The sequence below is a fragment of the Sutterella faecalis genome (assembly GCF_006337085.1).
Classification (GTDB): Bacteria; Pseudomonadota; Gammaproteobacteria; order Burkholderiales; family Burkholderiaceae_F; genus Sutterella; species Sutterella faecalis.
On record NZ_CP040882.1, the window covers coordinates 215,799 to 235,928 of the forward strand.

The 20,130-nt window shown below is 58.9% G+C and carries 15 protein-coding genes; 1 reads left to right on the plus strand and 14 read right to left on the minus strand.

The features are described from left to right. Nucleotides 1-66: 66 nt before the first annotated feature. The 11 genes from FG381_RS00890 to FG381_RS00935 all read right to left on the minus strand — a co-directional run bounded on the left by FG381_RS00890 (nucleotide 67) and on the right by FG381_RS00935 (nucleotide 14,455). Nucleotides 67-1,230 carry a TraU family protein gene (locus tag FG381_RS00890; protein ID WP_226960311.1) on the minus strand — a complete coding sequence of 388 codons (1,164 nt, stop codon included), beginning with the start codon at nucleotides 1,228-1,230 and terminating at the stop codon, nucleotides 67-69. After that, complete coding sequence (locus FG381_RS00895; RefSeq protein ID WP_139687096.1) at nucleotides 1,227-2,567, minus strand: hypothetical protein; 1,341 nt, start codon at nucleotides 2,565-2,567, stop codon at nucleotides 1,227-1,229. The genes FG381_RS00890 and FG381_RS00895 overlap by 4 nt, the downstream gene beginning before the upstream one ends. Further along, nucleotides 2,564-5,107, minus strand: coding sequence for a hypothetical protein (locus FG381_RS00900; RefSeq protein ID WP_165697777.1), 2,544 nt, complete (start codon nucleotides 5,105-5,107; stop codon nucleotides 2,564-2,566). The genes FG381_RS00895 and FG381_RS00900 overlap by 4 nt, the downstream gene beginning before the upstream one ends. Before the next feature lie 129 nt (nucleotides 5,108-5,236). Continuing rightward, nucleotides 5,237-7,933 carry a TraC family protein gene (locus FG381_RS00905; protein WP_139687098.1) on the minus strand — a complete coding sequence of 899 codons (2,697 nt, stop codon included), beginning with the start codon at nucleotides 7,931-7,933 and terminating at the stop codon, nucleotides 5,237-5,239. After that, nucleotides 7,930-9,720, minus strand: a complete 1,791-nt coding sequence (locus FG381_RS00910; protein ID WP_165697778.1) for a TraV family lipoprotein — start codon at nucleotides 9,718-9,720, stop codon at nucleotides 7,930-7,932. The genes FG381_RS00905 and FG381_RS00910 overlap by 4 nt, the downstream gene beginning before the upstream one ends. A gap of 53 nt (nucleotides 9,721-9,773) precedes the next feature. Continuing rightward, nucleotides 9,774-11,156: a TraB/VirB10 family protein gene (locus FG381_RS00915; protein WP_139687100.1), complete on the minus strand. Its 1,383-nt coding sequence runs from the start codon at nucleotides 11,154-11,156 to the stop codon at nucleotides 9,774-9,776. Further along, nucleotides 11,146-11,919: a TraK domain-containing protein gene (locus tag FG381_RS00920; protein WP_165697779.1), complete on the minus strand. Its 774-nt coding sequence runs from the start codon at nucleotides 11,917-11,919 to the stop codon at nucleotides 11,146-11,148. Before FG381_RS00920 ends, FG381_RS00915 begins: the two co-directional genes overlap by 11 nt. 163 nt (nucleotides 11,920-12,082) lie before the next feature. Continuing rightward, on the minus strand, nucleotides 12,083-12,670 hold the full coding sequence (locus FG381_RS00925; RefSeq protein ID WP_165697780.1) for a TraE/TraK family type IV conjugative transfer system protein: 588 nt from the start codon (nucleotides 12,668-12,670) through the stop codon (nucleotides 12,083-12,085). Between the two features lie 116 nt (nucleotides 12,671-12,786). Continuing rightward, on the minus strand, nucleotides 12,787-13,074 hold the full coding sequence (traL, locus tag FG381_RS12500) for a type IV conjugative transfer system protein TraL (RefSeq protein WP_165697781.1): 288 nt from the start codon (nucleotides 13,072-13,074) through the stop codon (nucleotides 12,787-12,789). Further along, on the minus strand, nucleotides 13,074-13,406 hold the full coding sequence (gene traA, locus FG381_RS12505; RefSeq protein WP_165697782.1) for a TraA family conjugative transfer protein: 333 nt from the start codon (nucleotides 13,404-13,406) through the stop codon (nucleotides 13,074-13,076). The genes traL and traA overlap by 1 nt, the downstream gene beginning before the upstream one ends. 854 nt (nucleotides 13,407-14,260) lie before the next feature. Further along, nucleotides 14,261-14,455 (minus strand): hypothetical protein, encoded by a 195-nt coding sequence (locus FG381_RS00935; RefSeq protein WP_139687104.1) that lies wholly within the window; start codon nucleotides 14,453-14,455, stop codon nucleotides 14,261-14,263. A gap of 624 nt (nucleotides 14,456-15,079) precedes the next feature. Here FG381_RS00935 and FG381_RS00940 point away from each other — a divergent pair. Further along, nucleotides 15,080-16,447 carry a hypothetical protein gene (locus FG381_RS00940; RefSeq protein WP_139687105.1) on the plus strand — a complete coding sequence of 456 codons (1,368 nt, stop codon included), beginning with the start codon at nucleotides 15,080-15,082 and terminating at the stop codon, nucleotides 16,445-16,447. A gap of 166 nt (nucleotides 16,448-16,613) precedes the next feature. Here the strand turns inward: FG381_RS00940 and FG381_RS00945 are convergent, their stop codons facing one another. The 3 genes from FG381_RS00945 to FG381_RS00955 all read right to left on the minus strand — a co-directional run bounded on the left by FG381_RS00945 (nucleotide 16,614) and on the right by FG381_RS00955 (nucleotide 19,901). Continuing rightward, a complete protein-coding gene (locus FG381_RS00945; protein ID WP_139687106.1) occupies nucleotides 16,614-18,728 on the minus strand; it encodes an IS66 family transposase in 2,115 nt (704 codons plus the stop codon). Between the two features lie 283 nt (nucleotides 18,729-19,011). Then, on the minus strand, nucleotides 19,012-19,338 hold the full coding sequence (tnpB, locus tag FG381_RS00950) for an IS66 family insertion sequence element accessory protein TnpB (RefSeq protein WP_139687107.1): 327 nt from the start codon (nucleotides 19,336-19,338) through the stop codon (nucleotides 19,012-19,014). Next, the gene (locus FG381_RS00955) at nucleotides 19,335-19,901 is read right to left on the minus strand and encodes a hypothetical protein (protein WP_139687108.1); all 567 of its coding nucleotides are present in this window, start codon (nucleotides 19,899-19,901) and stop codon (nucleotides 19,335-19,337) included. The genes tnpB and FG381_RS00955 overlap by 4 nt, the downstream gene beginning before the upstream one ends. Between the last annotated feature and the right edge of the window lie 229 nt (nucleotides 19,902-20,130).

Consider the following 20,130-nt stretch of genomic DNA (forward strand, 5'->3'; position numbering starts at 1 on the left):
GTTCAGAAAGAAGAGGTTTGGGGAACAAGCAGTGAAGCCGGATGACTCAAATGCAGGAAGCGGAAGTCACCTCGCGGATTCGTCCATGCGGGCGGGAGCCGCTGCAAAGGCGCTTCGACGGGCGGCAATGCCCTCCGCAGCGTTCGACATAAACTCAGCCGACTTCGCAACCGCATCGGCCATCCCGGCCGAAAGGCAGCAGTCGCGCTTTCGCCAGAGGAGCACTGCGCCGTCTTCGCCCGTGTAGGGAAAGGTCTTGCCGCTTCCCCAGATTGAAGTGCTCCGTCCCAGGGGCTGGCAGCAGCCGCCCGAGGACTTGTCCGTCGTGCGCGACGGATAAAGGAGCTGCGTTCGCCAGACGGACTTGTCGAAAATGGGCTGCAGATACGGTCCGCACTGGCCTTTCTTCCCGTGCGCGGACCAGAGCAAGCCTTCTCTTGAAAGCTTCATCGCAAAGCGGTGCGCCATCAGGTGCCAGGCCTGGAGCGGACTCGTCTGGGCGGCCATCCACCCGGAGAGCGGAAAAACGGCTCCCTGGCAGCCCGAGCACCAGTAGAGCGTTTTTTCGGAAAGCCCGGCGCTTGCCAGTGCACAGTCGACGGCGCACGCCCCGAAGGCCGCTCCGGCGGTAAAGAGCGCGCTGTCGGGAGAGAGCAGAAATGAACTCATCGAGTCGTCCCAGAGGGGATCCAATTCCGACAGGTAGGCGAGGTCCCAGGGCGCTTCCTCAAGGCAGGCGTTGTCCAAAAGGGCTTCGAGGACAAAAAGCCACGGCGTCTGATACCAGTGGGTCTGCCAGAAGGCGGTGCGGCGATTTTTGCCGAAGCCCTGCGGCGTTCGGCCGTGGTCGGACGACCGGATGCCGCCGGGATCAAGCTTCAAGCCGCCCAAACTCGGGAAGCACCACGAATGCCGGACGACCTCTGCGGTGCGCAGGGGCTCCCAGAAAGAGATGTTGATGCCGACCGACAAATTGACGCCGCTCCCGCAGGAACAGACGGGAGCCGCATCGGTTCTCGCATCGGGAAGCTTTCCCTTCACCGAAATCGAGGCGCTTCCCGCAATGGTGATGGGCTCCATGCAGGACCAGCAGACATCGGTAATGGGGTTGGGGATCCGGCCGCTGCAGACGAGCGCCTCGGCGGGCGCAGACCAAGCCATGACGCCGAAAGCGGCCGCGAGCGTGAAGGAGTGTGCGCGAAAGAAGAACGCAGAATTGCCGAAAATCATGCTTCTGCCTCCATGCTCGTCTTCTCCTCATCCGTTCGATTGGCCTTTCGAATTCGTTCCGTTCTTCTTCGCTCGCGCGCTTCGATTTCGCTCAGCGCCTTCTCTTCCTCGCGGGCGATGAGAAGAAGGAGTTCTTCGCGGGCGTCAAGGAGCTGCGCGCGGGCCGAGCGGATCGCTTCCGCCTCGGGGCCGTCGACGAAGCGCTCGCCTTCGATCGGGACGCGGATGAGTTCGCGGTAGAGCGAAAAGAATTTGAGCCGCACCGCGGGCGAGAGCCGGGTTCCGAGGGTGAGGGCATTGTCGTGGCGGTTTAAAAGCCCGATTTCCGCAAACGTGCGCATCCAGGCCGGAATGGCAAAGCCTTTTCCGAACCGGTTCTTCTTAGGAAGCCGCGTCAGCCGCATGAGTCCCGTCGCCGCAGTGACGGTAAAGCCCCCGAGCCGGGGTTCAACGAGCGCGGGGAGTTCCGAGAGCGAAAGAAAGGCCTTGAGATAACCTTTCTGGTCCTCGACGAAGGGAATTTGAAGGGTCGCGAAGGGATGCCCCTTGACGGGCGTGCCGGTATTCACGGCCGCAATCGCCGGGTCCGCGAGCCAGAGGTCGTGAACGAGCTTGATGGTGTAGGCATTGATTTCAGGAAGCACGACGAGCGGGCGTCGAGCCGTCCAGAGGGACGCAATCCGGGAGAGATCCGAGCCCCGTTCGCCCATGGATTCGCCGAGAGTCGACAACGCGGCAGTAATGCGCCGGCCGCGTTCGGGCGCAACCGCGCGGGCATAGCGAACGATCCCGAGCGCCCAGGCGGAGCGGCGGGACCCGAGGTGTCCGTCGTGAAGGGCATCCCAGGGAGCAGCGGATTTCCGTTCGAGCACTTCGCCCACTACGGGCGGAAGGTCGGCTTTCATTTCAAGCTCCCGGATTCTTTTCCCGGAAAGAAAGGCGTCGTCGCCCTCTCGAAGGGCTTTTCTCAGCGTTTTGGCCGTGGACAAGCGCTCGCGCCGAAGAAGGCGCGCCATTGCCGCAGAGTCAACGAGCACTTTTTCAACCTGCTTCGCGTCCATCGAGCGGACAAGGTCGAGCGTTTCCCTCAACCCCGTCTTTCCCGAAGATCCGGATGCAGACGAAAGAAGCGCACGCGCAAAGAGAACTTCGAGCATTCCTTCCACGGTGACGTCGTCCTTTATGACCGACGCCCCCTGAAGAAAGAGAGCGAGAAGCGCCTTTTCGCCTTCCATTGCGGGTCCTGTGCGGTCGGCCGCATGCGCGCGGGCCGCTTCCGCGTAGAGCTGCCCCCGGGGTTCAACGGGCTTCAGGCTTTCGCCGAAAGGCTTTCTCACGGCGCTTCTACCTTGCTGGCTTCAGTGGAGGCGGCCCCAAAGAATTTGAGCGTCCGCTTCACGCGGTCCATGAAGTCATGGTCGGAATGGGGCGAGGGCGGATTGGCTTCCGCCTCGCGGGCCTTCTGCATCAGAAGAGACGGCGCAGCAGATCCGGATTCGGCGAGGTTGGAAAGGTCCGCGGCCCAGCCTTCCTTGAGAGCCGCATCGAGCACGCGAAGCTCCTCGGGACGAATCCCGAGGCGCTCGAAAACGTCATCCGTGAGGTCGCGGGTGTTTCCGGAAGAGACTGCACCCGAAAGAACGCCCCTGGCGTTGAGAACCGGGAGGCCTTTCGCTTCCGAGACGGCGCGGATCGCTTCATCAATCCGGTCGCCGTCGAGTGCTTTGAGGTCCTCGCGCTCCGGCATGCCGGGGCGCGTATGCGCAATTCGAAGGAGCGCCACGCGCTCCCGAACAAAGTCGTTGTCGACAACTGCAAAAGCGGGAGTCGGGAAAACTACAGAAACGAGCTTCGGGATGATCGCCGCGCAGAGACAGGCGCTCGCGATTGCGCCGAGATAGGACGCAGGGCGAAAGAGAAACGACTTCACCGATCGGCCCGGCGCATTCGCCCGACTTCCATCCGGAGCCGGAGCAGGCGGCATCGATCGGGCGGATTCCGTCGAAATACCGGGAGAATCCATAGAGGTCTGCTGGAGACTTCCTCGGGGAATTGGACGAAGGTCGCCGCCAGGCGCTTTTTCAGAGTGCGGTTCTCCAACACTTCCAAGCGCTTCGAGCCAGAGCGAGGTCGGCGTAGGGTCTTCTTTTGCGTTGCTCGCGGGAAGTTCGCCCCGGGAAATGCGGGCGAGCGCGTCCATGAGCCTCGAAAGGCCGCTCTCGGCTTCGCCGTCGGGTCGGAAAGGTTCAGAAGACCGAATATCCCAAAGGAAAGCGGCAGCGCCGGCTTCCTTCAGAACCTGCATGCGTGCATCGATCCCTCGCACCTTTTCCTGAAAGGCGGGAAGCGCGGCTTCGAGCACCTCTTCGAATGCCTTCAGAATGCGGGGAAGCCGCGGATCAGCCGGATTGACGCTGGCAATCTCCCGCGCCCTCGCTTCGAGCCGGGAGATTTCGCGCAGGAGAAGCGCGAGATAAGCGTCCCCGGCATCGTCCGGAAACGCAGCAAGAATGTCGGGATGATCGGTAAGGAGAAGACGCGGGCGTTCGCCCTCGACGGCTTCGCATTCGATGCGCGCCCGCGAGAGTTCCTCCGCACGGGCAAGCGGCACGGCTGCCGCTGCCTTGCGGATGGCGAGCGACTCTTCCTCTTCCTCGAGCTGATCCCGAAGCGAGAGCGATTCCGCGATGAACTTCTCCTTCCAGTCGGGATCCGCCATTTCCTTCAGGAGCTCATGCGTGCCCGAAGGAAAAAGCTCCCGCATGGGTTCATGGGGCTTCTCAATGGAATCGAGATTCTTTCGCCTGCCTTCGAGCGCAATAAAGTGCGGGGCGTCCGGGGCAGCGTCAGGGCCAGCGGGCTTAGCTTCATCTTCGCCGGGGGCGTCAACGAAAGTAGGGGCGCTTGTTCCAGAAGCTTTATCGGAAGGTTCTTCCGGGAGCTCGTTCGAAAGTTCCTGAAGCCCCCGGCCGAGCGACGCGCCGAAGACGCCTGATCGACCGCTTGAGAGGCGGGTCGGTTCAGGCGAAACGGGCTTTTGCGCGGCATCCGGAGCGTTTTGGATAGGGGCGTCTTTTAGTGATTCATTTCCGGAAGCGGCAGCGGGCGCGGGCTCGGGAGGAGGCGTTTCAGCTTTCCTGAAGCAGGCCATAGCTTGAGGGACAGCAGTGACTGCGGAAGTCTGCTTCCCATTTTTTGCACCTGTCCTGGGCTTCGCTGCTTTCTTCGCCTGTGTGCCGTCCGCCTTCTGCGTCGGCTTCTGAGCCTTCGGCTTCTTTGGGGTGCCGGAGTCTTTCGAAGGCGTTGACGCATTCGATTCAGAAGGCGACTTCTTTGCCGGACTGACGACGCGGCTCTCAGCGGTCGCGGGCTTTTCTGTCTTTGCCGTCGACGGTTTGTTCTTTTTCTGCGAATTCCCTAAAAACACGGGAACTTCAGGTGCTGGAGCAGCGTCCGCATTCTTCACCTCCTGCAACGGAGCGGCGGCGGAGCCTGAGGCGGATTGGCTTTCGCCGGTACCGAGGAGTTCAGCGAGCTTTTCCCGTTCGCGGCGGTTGATTTCAAGCTGGTCCTTTCTTTTGGGCAGAGCCTCGCCCACGCCTTCCCAGGGGAGCGCTTCGGGAGGCGGAGGGAAAGGGTAGGCGGAAGCTCCTTCGGGAGCTGCTTCTAAGGTTTCCGGTGCGGCTTGAGTTTCAGCCTTGTCCGAAGGTTGGGAAGCGGCTTTCTTTGCTGCGGCTTTTACGCCTTTCCCCATCCGCTTCTTTGCGGAAGCGGAAGCAGATGGAGGAGCAGCGGGAGTCTCAGGCTTTTTGTTGGCAGAAGACCCGGCGGCAGTGGAGCTGGGTTCTATCGGAGGAGTGGTTTTCTTTGATGGCATTGATTTATTTATAAAAATTTGTGAGATCAGGACAAATCAAGGAAGAACGCGTCTTCTGCCCCGGTCGGAAGCCATCCGATTCCGGGGATTGGAGAAAAACGCATGTCGCCAGAGGATTTCCGGGTCTTGTCAGTCGGGCGGTGCTTCAGAAGCAGCCGTGCGGGCAATGGCTTCGGAGAGCGAAAGCCCTGCTTTCTGCCAGCGGTTCACGAGGTCGACTTCGTGGGGCAGCGTTGAATAGGCAACGCGCGAATAGGCGTCGAGGAGCAACCGCCCGATCGCGGCGGGTTCGTCGCCCACCTTCACCACCATCTCGCTCCAGGCTCCGGCCACGGTGGTAAGCGACGTGATGGCGTCCTTCAGCCACGGGTCCCGCGCCATCCGGCCGTCGCGCTCGAGCGCCTCCAGGCTGTCCGCGTCCTGACGGAGAAAGATCCGCGTATCCGCGCACCGCCAGGCGGCCTCGGCGGTTTCAGAGAGAAAGAAGTCCGCAATCGACTGCGTGGCGGTAACGAAGGAGCCGTTCAACTTTCGCGCTCTTCGGTAGCCCGTTTCAATGAAGCGCCCGGAAGCCCCTTCGCCCATCAGATCCCACGCTTCATCGATGCAGACGAGTTTTGTTTCCGACCTGGGGCGCGTCTGCATCGCGCGCTCGATCGAAAGCATGAGGGTCATGAGGACGGCGGAGCGAAGGCGCTTGTGGGATGAGAGGCCGTCAAGTTCGAGAACCGTGAGGGCTTTGTTAAACTGAATGGATTCCCCAGAGCCGTCAAACCATTTGGCAAAAGGGCCGTCCTTCGCGAAAGGTTGGAGCATCGCCGCCATCTCAAGCGCCGTGCGCTCTTCGCGCCCCTGAAGGCGGTAGCCCGCGAGCATTTCGCGAAGATCGTCGATAAGCGGATTTCGTCCTTCTGCGACTGCCGTGCGGGCCGTCTTCTGCACGCATTCCGAAAGAATCGATTCCGCATAGTCGTCGAGTCCCCGGCTCGTCATGAGTTCAGAGAGGATCTTCACGACCATTTCAAGGAGCTCCCGGTCATCGGCTTCATGAGCTGCGTGGCGCGACTGGTCTGTCAGGAACTTCAGGGGATTCAGATCCCATCGGGCTTCGTCATTGAATTCAATGAAGGAGCCGCCGAGGAGCCCGCAGAGCTTCTTGTACGAAAACCCCGCGTCAATGATCCAGACGCGGCCGCCCGAGAGGATGGTCGAAGCCGTGAGTTCATTCATGACGACGGATTTGCCCGAACCCGGCTTCCCGACGACAGTGGCCGAATAGGAGCCGTGGGCGTTGGCGAAGGGGTCGACGAAGAAGACCTGGCCTTTTCGGCCGGCGAGCATGAGAAGCGGCGTTCTTTCGCGTTCTCCCGGTCGCGGGCCCGTGCCCCGGTATTCCGTCATGACGGGCATGCCGCAGATGGCAGTGGCGGCCGTGCGTCTCGGGAAGCGCCGGAGCTTCTTCATGTCGGACGCGAGCCTCGGTCCTGCGGAGCAGGGGAGTACTGCCATCAGCGCCTGGGCGTGCAAGGCCGTATTGGTCTGCAGGTCCATCGAGGCCTTCCGTCCCAACGCCTGCGCGGCCTGAATGGCGTCGGCTTCGCGGCCTCTGGGGGCGAGCAGCAGCATCTGGTGGAGCACCCGCGCAACGCCGCCCGCAGATTCAAAGCTTCTTTCGCCGATCGTGAATTCGCGGTGCGCTTCATGGTAGTGGGTGACGAGTGCGGCAATCGGCGTCGTCATCATCTGGCGCGTGCGCACGCACATGGCCGACACGCGCGCCTTTTCAGCCGCAATGTCGGGGACCTCGAGGATTGAAGTGAGGAGAAACGGACACGGAATCTGCGCGCCCGCGCGGGTGGGTTCTCCGAGGAGCAAAGAGATGCGGGCGAGGTCCATCCTTGGCGCATAGTTTTCGATCGACAAGCCGATGGCCGTGACGCCGCGCTTTCTGGACTCTGCCGGGTCGCCTGCGACGCCTCCATGAAAAAGGACGCCGTGCTTTTCGACCTCAACCTCGGTGTCGCGGTCCATGAGCTGCCAGCGGGCCTCGTCGAAGATCGAAAGGAACTTCGGCTTCAGCGTTCCCGCACGGACCTTCTGGGGGTTCAAGAGCTCGCGAAGCGTGAGGGCGTAGTCCGCCGCTCCCCAGAGTCCGCCCCAGAGGTGCGCCTGTGAAAGAATCGCTTCCATGGCCCGCGCCGTGCGTCGGGCGGTTTCCAAAGCCTCTTCCGAATAGGGGTCATTCGTTTTGATGACGACCGAAAGCCAGGCGCGGAAGTGCCGGACTTCGACGGGCGCAGCGGGGAGAATCTGGTCCCTCGCCGCCCGGCGAAAGAGCGCGGTGCGGTTTTTGACCATCCCGAGCGCGACTCCGCGGGAGTCTTCCGTGAGGTCGTCGACCCCCTTCACGTGCGAGCGGGTCCAGGCTTCGAGAAGCCCCTCGATTTCGGGCGACGCATAGGCCGTCATCGCGATCGTGGATCCGATGGGGAGCGGGAGGCTCCCGAGCGTCAAAAGCGTCTTCTGCATTTCTTCCGTGACGCCCGTCTGGGGAGTCACTTCAATCGTGAAGCCGAGACCTTCGGGACGGCCGGGTTCGGCGGCAGAGAGCGCCATGAAATGCGCTTCGATCAATTCGTCATAGGGAAGATAGGCCCCAAGCGAATCGAGGGACGCACGGTCGCCGTCGAGCTGCGTTGCCGGAAGGTCCGCCGCGAGACGAACGCTTCCGCCCCGGGGCTCGGAGGAAGCTCCGGGGAAGAGCGCTTCGCGGGCGGAAGCCATCAGACGCTTCATGCCGTGAAAGCCAGATTTCCGGTCCGTCATCGGGGCAGGCTCCCCGAGGGGAGAACTTTTGCGAGTTCTTCGGCATAGGTGTCGCGAAGCGCACGGAGCGCGTCGGATGAGGTCGAAGCACCCGGCGAAGTCCGGCCGGCTTCTTCATTTTGGGGAGGAGCGGATTTGCTTTGAGTAGCCCCTTCAACCGCAAAGGGGAGCGACACCACGGCGGACCGCCCGGCATTCTCCTGGTGCGGCGTCATCCACGAGGCTTCCCTCACGCGCATGTAGAGGCGGTGGCCTTCATGGAGGTCGCCCTCGCTGTCGGTCCAGGGCGCAATCGTGATGCGGATGATTTCCTCGGGCCGGCGCTTCGGCGTCGCGGCGAAGAAGTGCGAAGCTTCCTTGATCTCGGGGCGGGAGGCGGCCTGGCGGAGCTGGAGTTCGTCTTTCTGCGCGCGAGCGTTTTCAGCCGCCTTTTGGGGAACCGCTTTCTCTACAACCGAATCCACATTGGTGGTGCCGGCTGCGGACGCAACGGGCGAGCGCACTTCAACCCTTTCGACGGGCGGATGCGCATCTTCCGGCACGGACTCTTCCGTGTTTTGGAGGGAGAGGTTCCGGGTCTCTTCCGCCTGCTGGTGCGGAAGAAGCCCGGCCGCATTCATTTCGTACGTTTCATGGAGCGACGAGCAGGAGACGCCGGGAGCCTTGGGACAGGAGAAGGAGTCCACCGCGTTGAGGCCCGTGAGCGACGTGCAGCCCGGGATGAGCGCAACGAAGAGGCACGCGAGGCTGGTCGTCCCCGTGAGTCTTGCGGCATGGGGATAGGTTCGGAAAAGCTCCTTTTTGTTCACGTGTGCGGTGAGCCAGGAGGTGATGCGTTCGGAATACGAGGCTTTTTCCCTGATCGCGATGGCGTGTCCCTTGTGGCTCTTGAGGGCAATGGCGTGGCGGAACCAGGACGTTCCTGTGATCCGGCGGGAGAGGAGCTCAAGGAGCTCCTCAAAGCTGAGGGCATGGGGATCGAGCGCATTCTCTGCCGCGACTTTTCCGGGGAGCCCGAAGAGGGACGCACCGTTTCTGTGATGCGAATCACAGTCGACGAGCTCAGTGAGGCATGCGCGGACGTGCGTGGTCTGAGGAAGCGGCTTTTTCAGAATGCGCTTGTCGTCGGTGACGGGGTTGAGAAGGATCATTCGCTTGAGGAATGGATCCACTTCCTCCCTTTGGGCGCCTTCTTTGTCCTGAGGAGCCGTGAAGCGGAAATCGACGGCATTCTTTTCCTGCCACGCTTTTGCGCCGCTCGCTATTGCCGAAGTCAGAAGAAGGAATTTTTCATGGAATGCCGGGTCTTTCTTTTTGACGGCTTTGACCTGGGCCCCCTTTGCCTCGTAGCGATATTGGTTGGTGTTGAGACAGAGCGACGAGGCGGGCTTGATCTGATCAATGAGCTTCGGCAGTCTAGAGGTCACAATGACGCAGAAGGTGCGGGCGGTTTCCTTAAGCTTCACGACGGCAATCAGCTCGACGCTGCTTTTGGGCTTCTCCGGGCAGTAAAGGCTCACCGCCGCCTTCCTGCGGGCGCAGAGGCTTTCGAGCATGAGGAGATCGTCCCAGGCGGCATCCGGTTCGGCGCGCCTCACTTCCAGCATTTCATCGAAATGGATGCTGCACGAATGCATGATCCTCATGGCCATGAGGCGGCACACAAGGCCGCTCACGAGGCCAAGGCTGTTGGTGTTGTTCTTCTTCTGATCGTCGGCAGGGCCGTACTCAAAAATAAGAGCGGAACGGGTTTGCTCGAAGACTTCAATGTTGCTGGGAGTGGTCATGGAGGGGTCTTGAATTTGAAGTTGATGAGGGTCTTTGGGGAAAGAAATCGGCATCAGCTTTCGCGCAGGATCGTCCCCTGCGAGATGACGAGATCGAGGGGCGTGCCGGAGTCGACTTCGAGCACGGGGAAAATGTGGGAGGCGAGCTTGAGGTAGTGGTCGACAATCCGGTCAAAGCCTGAAGCCATGCCCTGGCCGAGTCCCGCCTGAAGGGCGTTGTCGTATCGAACCGTATCGAGCCCGGAAACGTTCGTTGTGACGGACTGTGCGGAGAGGCTCACAGCCTTGCCGAGACCGGAGAGAACGGCAGTCGAGAGCGCCGCAGCAATTGCCTGCCCGCTTCGCGTGACGAGCGTGCTTCTTACGCCCACCTTGCCGTCGCTCCCTACCGCATAGCCCGAAACCTGAATGTCGAGCGTTTCCCCTTTCTTTCCGACGCAGGAAAGGCGATCGAGCCGGATGAGCGTTCGTTCGGATGAAATGTCTCCTGTTGCAGACCCGGTGACGTGGCAGGACTCCACTTTGGATTTCCATCGGTTTGGAAGCACTGCCGGGGCATCGAGCCGCATGAGGACGGGCATTGCCTGCGAGGCTCCGGCTCCGCCCGTCGGCGCATAGACGCCGGTGAGGAGCGTTGCGCGCACGAAGGATCCGGCCGGGATGTAGGTTTCCACGGTCGTTCCGGCCGCACGATTGACGGCGAGAGGCTTCTCGTACTCGTAAAGGGGTGCCGGCGCAAAGCGGGGCGAGTTCAAGCGACGCTCGTCCTTCGGGGGCGTGAGCGTCACCATCGCGAGCCTGCCGCCCTCAGGAACGTAAGCCGCATTCACAGGCGTTACCGGTGCGGCATTCCCGATCTGACGATCGAGGTCCGCCTGATCGTAGGGGGTCCCGGAATCGGCTTCCGACGCGGACGAGGCGCCCGAAGCTGACGCTTTAGCCGGGGAATTCTTTGCCTGATATTCGACCCAGGCTCGGCGGTCGCGGTCGAGCGACCGGATGAGCTCTTCCTGAGAGCGCACCGACCCCTTGAGGTTCGTCACTGAATCCTGATAGGTGAGGCGCATTTCGGAGAGACCTTTTTCAAGGCTGTCTAAACGCATCGAAAGCTTTTCGAGCGCCCGCTCGGTCATGAGACTGTACGCTTCACGCTGCGCGCGATCGGGGTGGAGCGTTAAATCGGTGTCGGCAATCGGGTTCTTCGTCTTTTCCTTCGGAGACTGCGGCGACATGACGAGGCCGCCGCCGATCAGGACGAGGAGCGCTGCGCCCAGGGCAATGAGAAGTCCCTTCTGCTTCTTCTTTCGGAAGTCATTTGAGAGCTGGGCATCCGACATGCGCGAACGTACGGAAGCCCAGGCAGAGGAAAATAGAGAGGAACCCGAAGACGACGAGTCGCCGCTTCGGTCAAATTCGCGGTGATCATCAGCTGCCACTTCCGGCCTCCACAAAGATGAGGGAGGCGGAGGCGCCTAAGGAAAGTTCATCCCGGTCGATGGCGGTCGCGAGGATCGTGCCGCGGGTGAGGAGAGACTCGTCGATCTGCTGGCGGGCGAGGCGCGTGTTGGTGACGCGGATCACGGAGGCGTTGAAGCCCATTGACGACCAGCAGGCCGTGAGTCTGGGTTTCAGCATCCCGAGCGCCGTGATTGCGCCCTGAAGCGAAACCGAAGGCTTCGGGCAGGCGCCCCGCTTCATGACGTCCGGGGTCTCTTCGTTCAGCACCGCCTGACGAATGATGCGTTTCACGGCCGCTTCGTAGTCCGCCGCCGGCATGGGGGCGAGCATCCGGGGACTGCGCGTATCGGTGCCGACGGGAATGGCGCCCGGCGATTTCGAGAGGATGATCGTCTGGGGATCCATGTCATCCTCGGCATTCAGGAGGATTGAAATGGAATTCCCGCTCTCGGTCGAGAGGTAGACGGCGGCTTCGCCCGCCATATGGGGCTGAACGTAGAGTTCGCCCAGCTGCGAGTTGGTCTGGATCGAGAGGAGCGCACGGTCGTAGACGGCGCTCACGATCCGGTCTTCCTGCACGGCGATGCGGGAGGTCTTCCCGGCAGGGACGTCGTAGCGGAGCATCCGGCGGGAGGCTTCGGTGCGGAAGTACGGGGCTTCGGCCTGAGGAGCGGGGTCGCGGGCTTCAGCTTCATTAAGGAAGGAAGCCGCAAGAAGTCCGGGGAGGAGAACAAAAAACACGCCTGTCGCGGGCTTTTTCAAAAAGGGCATCAGGTGGGTCATGAGGGTTGTGAAATGGATGGAGTAGGGAATTTTTGAGGCAGCAGGGTCCCTGACGCCTCTAAGAAAACTCAGGGCAGTCATGGCCAATGAATGGGAAAAGCGGGCTATCGGATGGGGTCCGTCATCGGAATCGCTTGTCTCTTTCCTCGTTCGAAAGCTCCGTAATGGAGAGGAGGAAAAGCCTTCCCGCCGCGTACCGGAAGCGCGCTTCGTAGGCGACCGGGTCGGAGCTCGTCACGGCGGAGCCGATCAAAAGCTTTCGTTCTCCAAATACCGTAACCGAAAGCGTGTTCGCGTCCGTTCTTGTGCGCGAGGGATAAAAGGCAACCGAAGCCATGTCCTTCTTCAAACTCGCGATCTCCCGCATGAGGCGCTTTTCCATCGCCCCGTAGCTCTCGGGCGCTACGTGTTCGAGAAGCCTCGCGAGAGACCCTTCCATCGTTCTCGGCGTAATGTTGGTGAGCATCGAGACGAGTGAAAGGGCGTGCCGCTCGAGATATCGGCTGTCGGGCGCGTCGTTCGTGAAGGCCCAGCCGTCCTCGGTGGTTCCTGCGCCCGGGGGCACAAGAATCGTGAGCGCGGGCGGAGTCCTGAGGAGCAGGGCGCACCCCAGAAGGACATTGGTCGCAAGGCTTGCCGCGAGCGTTCTGAAGACAAGGCTTCGCATGCCCAGACGGGCCGCCATGGCGCCGGTGAGTGTGGGTGTCATGGTGAGCGGAGAGAAAGTTTCTTGGGGAGGGATGGAGGGGCTTTGCATGAGAGAAGCCCCTCCATCGGATGTAAAAGCAGAGCGGGATGGTGCCCTTCAGAGCCTTTGAGGTTGAACTATCCGACGAAACGCCGCATGGCGCTCGGGGGCGTGCGTTCAAGCTTCAAGCCGTCCACGTACCAGTAGCCGAGGTGAAGAGCAAAGCCCGAGCTCTGCTTTGCGGATATGCGGCTCCACCAGGATGCGGTCAGGATCCCGGCGAGTGTTCCGAGGATCAGGTGATCAATGATCCCGCCGATAATTATGAGGGAGCACGTGATGATCACATGCTCGGCGCTCCAGAAGAGAAAACGGGGTTTGATTTCGAGCGACCTCGGAACCGCATAGCCTTCGGGTGCGCTCATCAGATCGTCGCCGTAAAAATGGAATTGAGAATCGACGGCATCGTGACAAGAGCGAGTGCGGCACCGACGCAGATGACGCTGCCGATGAGCGATCCGCGCACTAAGCCGACTATCAGTCCAATGATAAGAAATGTAAGAGACAGGGCTTTTCCGAGTGAGCCCTGCGTCCATCCTAAGAGGCGTTCATAAATGGCCTGAAAGTCATCTGCTCCGGTAGCGGCGAAAACGTCCGGCGCCATCAAGGCAAAAATGGATCCGACCAGAAGGAGGGCAGTCAGTTTGGATTTGTCGGCCGATTGAGCCGTTTGCGGAATCGGGAGTTTGTTCTTCATCTAAGGTTGAAAGAAAGAGGTTGATGTCACTGCCCTGAATTCGGAGCAGACGTACTGAATCAAAGCGCCGGCTGCTTCAATTCAGGGAGACGCATCCTACCGGAAGTATCGAAAAAGTGCGTTTTGTTTTTGAACGTCATCGACCGGATTTTTTCCGTTGGGCTTTTGAAATTGAATAATTCAATATAAAACAATGAGATGAATGAAAGATTCAAGTAAGTGCACGGTTGGGGTAAAAGACAGCGAAAACTGAAGAACTTTGAAAAAAGGAATACAAAATAAAAATGCGGTCACGAAGTTCCGAAACTGAGGCGCTTGCACAGCGTCGAGAGGGGTACGGCGAAGCCGAAAATGTTCGGTTGAAAAAGCTGGCATCCGCCAGTTCCGAATAGAGAAGATCCAACCTTAATTGGTTGAAAAATGAGGAAGAGTGTTTACGAAAGGTCGGAGTCTCGACATCATTTATAAACACGAAATCCTGTGAAGATCTGGTGCATGGGGATATCTGCATGGGTACGGTACAAATGCATGACTTTGAGTCTGCGGCATGCTTAATCGTGTTCCGGGTTGCAGCGGACTTTGCAGAAAAACGAGACGAGGAGGCTGTCCATGCTGCTGATCTGTAAACGGACTTTGAGGAAGTAATCGTTATTGAGACAGATCAAAAGAATTACATAATGTCGGCAGATCCTTACTTTTCTGCCGAGGCATTCGAGCTTTGAACCCGCTCTCGGGAACTCGAAATACGGGCGCGATGAATGGATCTCGCGGCATCAGGAAAGGGCGCAAATATAGGAGAAGGTGCAGCGGGTGGTGACGGCGAAGGAGAGTTCCGCGCGAAACGGATGCAAGACTCAGAAGAGTACGGGCTCGTCAGGCGCCTGGGGAGAGGCTTCGGTTTTCTTCGCGAGAAGCGTTCCCTTCTCGTATTCCGCCCACCAGCCGGAGACGGCGGAGAGCGGGAGCATGAGTTCTCGGGCGGTAGCCTGAGCGGTAAGGCCCTTTTGGAAGAGCGCAAGGGCTTCCGACTTGATGTCGGTTTCGAGCATTCCTTGCTTTTGTTTCTTTGTTCTGGGTTTGCCTTTTGCGCGGGGAGCAGTCTTTCGCGTGTGCTTCCGTCTAGGAGGCGCCTCGGGAATCGGGAGGTCGGAGAAGAGGGAGTCTTCCTCGGGCTTTTGTGTTGACGTCGATGCGGAAACGGGCGCTGAACGCAAGCTCTCTTCAGCAGGGGCCGGAACCTCTGAAAGCGGAATTGAAACTTCTGAGAGAGCAGGCATGGTTTGTTCGAAGAAAAGAGACGACCACGAGAATGCGAAGGACGCGGCTTTAGGAACCAGCGATCAATGCAGAAAAACTTTAGCGCAAAGCGGTCGGGACGGCATCAGGACTTAGTCATAGATCTCGACTATTGCAAACAACCTATCGATTGACGACATTAACTTTGCGTGTGTTTCCTGCTACAGTCGATATATCAGTAGAAACGCTACACATACAGAATGAGTTGGAATCATTGAAAGGTACTTCTAAAAAACGACGTATAAGGGATAACCCCCCCCCCCCGAAATCTTGCTTTTTTAAAGTTGCGACTGTGCCCGCAAAAGGCATGGCGGCGTTTTGCCTGCGGCAACCCATTCCGCAGAGCCGCCCGAAACATTCAATTGGAGTTTCTAACAATGAATAAGACATTCAAGGTCGCCCGCTCCCTCACACGCGGCACAGTCGTGACGAGCGAGAAGGCTTCCTCCTATCAGGGCAAGGCCGTGAAGACGGTTATCGCTGCTGCTGCCATGATGATGGCGGGTGGCGCGATGGCTACTGCGACCGAATACTCGGAAGTTACCGTTAATGAAGGTACTTCGGTTGTTTTTGAAAACGGCACGATCATCATCAACGGGACTACTTCTACGGGTAAAACTGGTTCAGCGACTACGGCAGATAAAATTGCCGATAAGACGGAGGTGAGTTTCAAAGACGCCCCCAAATTTACGGGTGGCTCGATCGTCGTCAATGCCGGCTATAAGCAGTCAGAGACAATTAACCAAGAGTCGACGGACTTTGGAACTGCTGATACTCAGATTAAGGGCAATATTTCTGTAAACGCTTATCAGGGCGCTAAGCAAGATGCTTCGCTGACACTTCAGAATATCGGCATTTCCGAAGGTGAAATCAATTTCGGCATCGTTGCAAAGGATGCGGATGATGAAACGGCTGCGGACGCAGTTAAGACCGGTACGTCTACGCTCTCCGCTGGTACCGTGACGCTGGGTTTCTACTCCGGTAAACCTGAAAACGGCAATGTTGTCTCGAAGCAGGTTTCCGTCAAGAATGTCGAGGATCTGACTGCCAGCGTAACAGCTTCTACCGGCGCTCTGACCCTGACCAACGTCGCTGTTGATAATGCCGGCGATCTGACATTCAGCGCTACTAAGGGCAAGGTGTCGGTTGGCAAGCATGTCACTTTCCAGAACACTGGCGTTGTGACTGTTGAGGCCAAGGAAGCTGGTCAGAATATTGACTTTGCCGCTGATTACGACGGCAAGACCGGCTATCTGAACGTTAGCGGTGCTGGTGCTGTGAACGTTACCGGCAACATCACCGGCGATTACGTTAAGGTTGGCGACGTTGTTAAGCTGAAGGACGGCAAGCCCGCCACTGAGACCGAAAAGAACACGATCGGCATCAAGGGCGACACGATTGCAATTGGTACCGCAACTAATGAAACCGATGGCGTTGGTTCTCTTGTCGTTGGAAATACGCTTGAGATTGCTGGCAACTTTGCCAACAACACTAAGGTCGAAGCGCCTGCTACCGTTGTAACAGCAGACGAATCTGCCAACGCGACTGTTACCAATGGAACGTTCGCAACGATGTCTCTCGGTGATCTGACGATTGCTGATGCGAAGGGCTTGACTCTTGCTAACAAAAATGGCAAACAGGCCATTCAGGTTGGCAAGCTCACGCTGGATGGCGCTCTTACGGTTTCAGAAGGTAAGACGGTAATTGCCGGTGCTGGTTCCAAGATCGATAAGGGTACGCTGTGAGCTTCCCATAGGCTAGGAGGCTTTAAAAATGATTGACTTCAATCAAATTCCGGATATGCAGAGGGGCGCTGAGAATTCAGCGCCCCTCTGGCTGTCTGCTCCGGCAAGGAGCATGCGGCATGGTCGCTCAAGGCGGCTGCCTTGAGCGGATCCGTCAGGCCTTTGCCTAACTCCGCCGCTTTCGCTCCATGTATGCCGACGGCTCCCACGCATCGGCGTTGAAGCTCTCTATGTCCTTCGGGTCGAATGCAAACCGCCTCGAAAGTTCGAGCCCTTTGTCGGAGCGCCGGTTCAGCTCTTCATTCACGCAGTGTTCGAATATGGCGCGGCCATATTCATTCAGCCACTGCGTGGGCCGCTCGATGCCGTTGAGCCGCGCCGTTACAAAGAGCGTGTACCAGTCGCACATGCTCTGCATGTACTCCGGCGACTGCTTGAAATTGCAGCTGGTGCGCAGCACGCAAAGCGGCCTCAGGCTCCTCTCGGCTGCGGAGGAGTCCGGCGTCACATAGGCGTTCTCGAGAAACACCCGGAAGTTCTCCTTGTTGTTCATGTAGTAAACAACAGGCTTCGCGTACGGCGACATCAGCGCCGCCTCCCAGGTTTTCCCCTTCTTCACGGCGTACCTTTCAGCCAGCTTCACCATGATTTCATCGATCCGATCCATCAGCGGTTCGGCATGGGCTTTTCGGCAGTCCGTCACTCGTTTCATCCAGTCCGCCGGGTTTTCATCCTCCTGCGCCTTCAGCGTCGCCTCCCACTTGTAGATCTTGGAGATGGCGGCCGTTACCATCAGCAGGTAATAGGCGGGAGTGCCGGATCCGAGTGCTTCGGCAAGCTTTTCCCGGTTCGTCGGGTTTGTTACAGCGTCGTGCATGTTCTCCAGCTCCAGCGCGTCGTAAACGGTGCGCGTGAAATGCGCGAGGCACGACTGTCGTTCGATCTTCACGGCGCTCGCGCCGATAATGCTGTCGTACCCGGCGTAGGCATCCGTAATCCAGGTGCCGGCTTCATAGGAGCCGAGCACGCCGGCAATCGCCTCGGCGCTTCTGCTTTTGAGCCGGTTGAATACGGCAAACTGGTACTTTGCGCTCGCCGGGCTGGTAATCGTCAGCAGGTAAGCCTGCTTGGCGGCGTCCTCGTCGTCGAGCTTCGTTTTGCTCATCCCGGCCTGCTGCAGACAGCTGAATGGCGTTTCATCCGCGCAGATTTCAGCCGCCTTTCTGGCTTTCTTCAGGATGGCTTTGAGCAGCGGCTGGCCCAGTCCGGACGTTATCCAGTCGTGCATGTTCCGCGGAATCGTATCCCCGCTCATGGTCATTGCGGCCGTATTAAAGAGCGCATTGATGCGGTTCATCGGCATGCCGAGCGTCAGCATGCGGGCGCAGTCGAAAAGCAGCTCCTGCGACACGGTGCGGTTCAGATCCGCCGGCACGGGCACTTCCTCCGGAATGTGCATGTGATTCTTCCCGCAGGCGCGGCACTGCAGCACCGGGTTCTTTACATAAGTCCCCTCGAGCATGTCTTCAATGTGCTTGTGCAGCGTGCGCAGGAAAACCGTCGGCCCTTCCTGCTCAAAGAAGCCTTCCGTGCTGCCGCAGTAAGGACAGGTGCATCCCCGGGCATGCGAAATGCCGCCCTGCGTCGGAGCGGTCCGGCGATTGGGATCCGCCTGCTTGCCGGGCGGAATCTCCTCCGCCTTCGTGGTTTCGGGCACTGCCGCATTCGCAATGCCGGCCGCGGCTTTAAGCATCGCGTTGTCCGGGTGCTTTTCAGCTTCAGCAGCGGCAACTTCGCCGACGGTGTTCTTCGTCTCGGCGCTCTTTTTGTTGTTTTCGGCGATGGTCCGCTTCTTCTTAAGCATCTCCTTCACGGCTTCCGCCTTGCGGCGCTCCAGTTCAAGCTCTGCTTCCGCGAGGTCGCTCTTCGTTTGCTCGATCTGAGGTTCGATCTTGCCCTGGATCTGCCGGAACTGCCTGCGCAGGAGCTTTTCAATTCCCGGCAGTGCCTTCAGTTCATTGGCATCCATGCTGGCTTCTCGCAGAAGCAGGTCGATCACGGCTTCGCCCTTTACAACCAGAGCGGGGCAGTGTTTTTCGAGCAGCTCCAGCGCCTTGATGAGGAGCTGCTGAATCATGCTGAGGCCCTCAAACTGAAGCTGCGCGAGCTTGCGCGTGGCGCAATGCTCGCGGCGTTCGATATCAAGCGCAGCCTCAAGCTCGGCAATCCTCTTCTGGAGTGCTTCGATGGAGACGTTGATTTTTGGACCCTTGCGTGCCATGTCGATAGGGAGATCAGTTAAGAATTAATGGAAGTAATTTTACCGGCCGGAAGCTTAAATTTCACCGATATATCAATCGTTTAAAAGGCACTCCTAAGCCCGTTAGAGGCCCTCTGGACGGCCGGACAACCCCGGTGGCATCCATCTTGATTGCGTATGCCTAGAAGCGTTTTACGGTGCTTCCCGAGGCCTTCCTGAAGGCTTTGGAAGAAGTCGAATTTCATCGAATTTTCTTGATTTTCAATCATTTGATGAAGATCAAGAAAACGCTTTTCGAGCAGTCTCATCCGGTTTTCGACTTGCCGTCGAGAAAGCTGATCACCTCATCGGCGGTGAAGTTCAGCACCGTCTGAGATTCAAGCTTTGCCATGAAGCGGGCGAACTTCTGCTGATGCAGACGCCGGTAGAGAAGCCATCCGCCGCAGACGTCGGACCAGATGACTTTGGCCGTCTTCCGGTGCTTTCCGACAAATACGACCACATCGCCGCCGCCGTCAGGGTCGATGAAGAGACGTTCCTGCGCAAAGCGCGACAGCGCGGCATAGCCGTAGCGCATGTCCACGGGAGCCAGAACGATGGTGATGCGGCGGTCTCCAAAGTCGAGCTTCATTCTGCAAACCCTCCGGCAGAGATCATCTGCATGGCGAGGGTTTCCGGCGAGTCGGTTCGGAACCTGAGCTCTATGCCGTTGGGCAGCTTGATGAAAACAAGCGTTCCGCGAGGATCTGGATCAGTACTGCGGAGCCTGGTACTAATCTGAGGGCGCTGTGGAGGCGGAAGTTGTTGACCCATAGGAGCAGCTTGAAGCGGCTGGGGGTGTTCATCTTGTACTACTTGTACACGTCGTGCCAGCCGGAGGTGTACACCTTGTACTCCTTGTGACCCTGCACTTTGTGCGCTGCGGGGTATCTCCCGGGCAACGAAAATGTTCCTGCCCGCCGGTTGTACAGGAATCGGCTCTTCCTGAGATGGCGCTCCATCAACGATCGGCTTGAATTGCGCATCCTGGATGATGGTTTTCTCAAGCTCAAGGAGTTTCTTATAGAAATAGTGAAGGCTGGGAAGCTTGCCGTTCTCTGAAAACTCGATGAGACGGGTGCGGTGAAAAGCGGTTTTCGACAGACCGCTGCGAAGGTAGGCGGCATAGGCCGCATCCCAGGCGATCATCCTCATGTCAGGCTCCAGGGAGGGTTGCAGTCCTGACAGGGTAGTAGCAGCCGCTTTTTCGCGCTCAAGCTATAGGAAGCTCACGCCAGTACATCCGGAGCGGTCACTCTGTCTGGTGATCTGACGAATAATGCGAAGATTGCATTTAATTCTGCCGACGATACGCTGACGGTTGACGGTGCTCTTGATAATACCAAGACGGCTACGCTTGGCAGTGATCAGGCTAAGGGCAAGG

Coding starts and splice junctions, on each gene's coding strand:
- FG381_RS00890 (WP_226960311.1), bottom strand. CDS start 1,230: ATGATTTTCGGCAATTCTGCGTTCTTCTTTCGCGCACACTCCTTCACG.
- FG381_RS00900 (WP_165697777.1), bottom strand. CDS start 5,107: ATGCCATCAAAGAAAACCACTCCTCCGATAGAACCCAGCTCCACTGCC.
- FG381_RS00905 (WP_139687098.1), bottom strand. CDS start 7,933: ATGACGGACCGGAAATCTGGCTTTCACGGCATGAAGCGTCTGATGGCT.
- FG381_RS00910 (WP_165697778.1), bottom strand. CDS start 9,720: ATGACCACTCCCAGCAACATTGAAGTCTTCGAGCAAACCCGTTCCGCT.
- FG381_RS00925 (WP_165697780.1), bottom strand. CDS start 12,670: ATGACACCCACACTCACCGGCGCCATGGCGGCCCGTCTGGGCATGCGA.
- traL (WP_165697781.1), bottom strand. CDS start 13,074: ATGAGCGCACCCGAAGGCTATGCGGTTCCGAGGTCGCTCGAAATCAAA.
- traA (WP_165697782.1), bottom strand. CDS start 13,406: ATGAAGAACAAACTCCCGATTCCGCAAACGGCTCAATCGGCCGACAAA.
- FG381_RS00935 (WP_139687104.1), bottom strand. CDS start 14,455: ATGCTCGAAACCGACATCAAGTCGGAAGCCCTTGCGCTCTTCCAAAAG.
- FG381_RS00940 (WP_139687105.1), top strand. CDS start 15,080: ATGAATAAGACATTCAAGGTCGCCCGCTCCCTCACACGCGGCACAGTC.
- FG381_RS00945 (WP_139687106.1), bottom strand. CDS start 18,728: ATGGCACGCAAGGGTCCAAAAATCAACGTCTCCATCGAAGCACTCCAG.
- tnpB (WP_139687107.1), bottom strand. CDS start 19,338: ATGAAGCTCGACTTTGGAGACCGCCGCATCACCATCGTTCTGGCTCCC.
- FG381_RS00955 (WP_139687108.1), bottom strand. CDS start 19,901: ATGAGGATGATCGCCTGGGATGCGGCCTATGCCGCCTACCTTCGCAGC.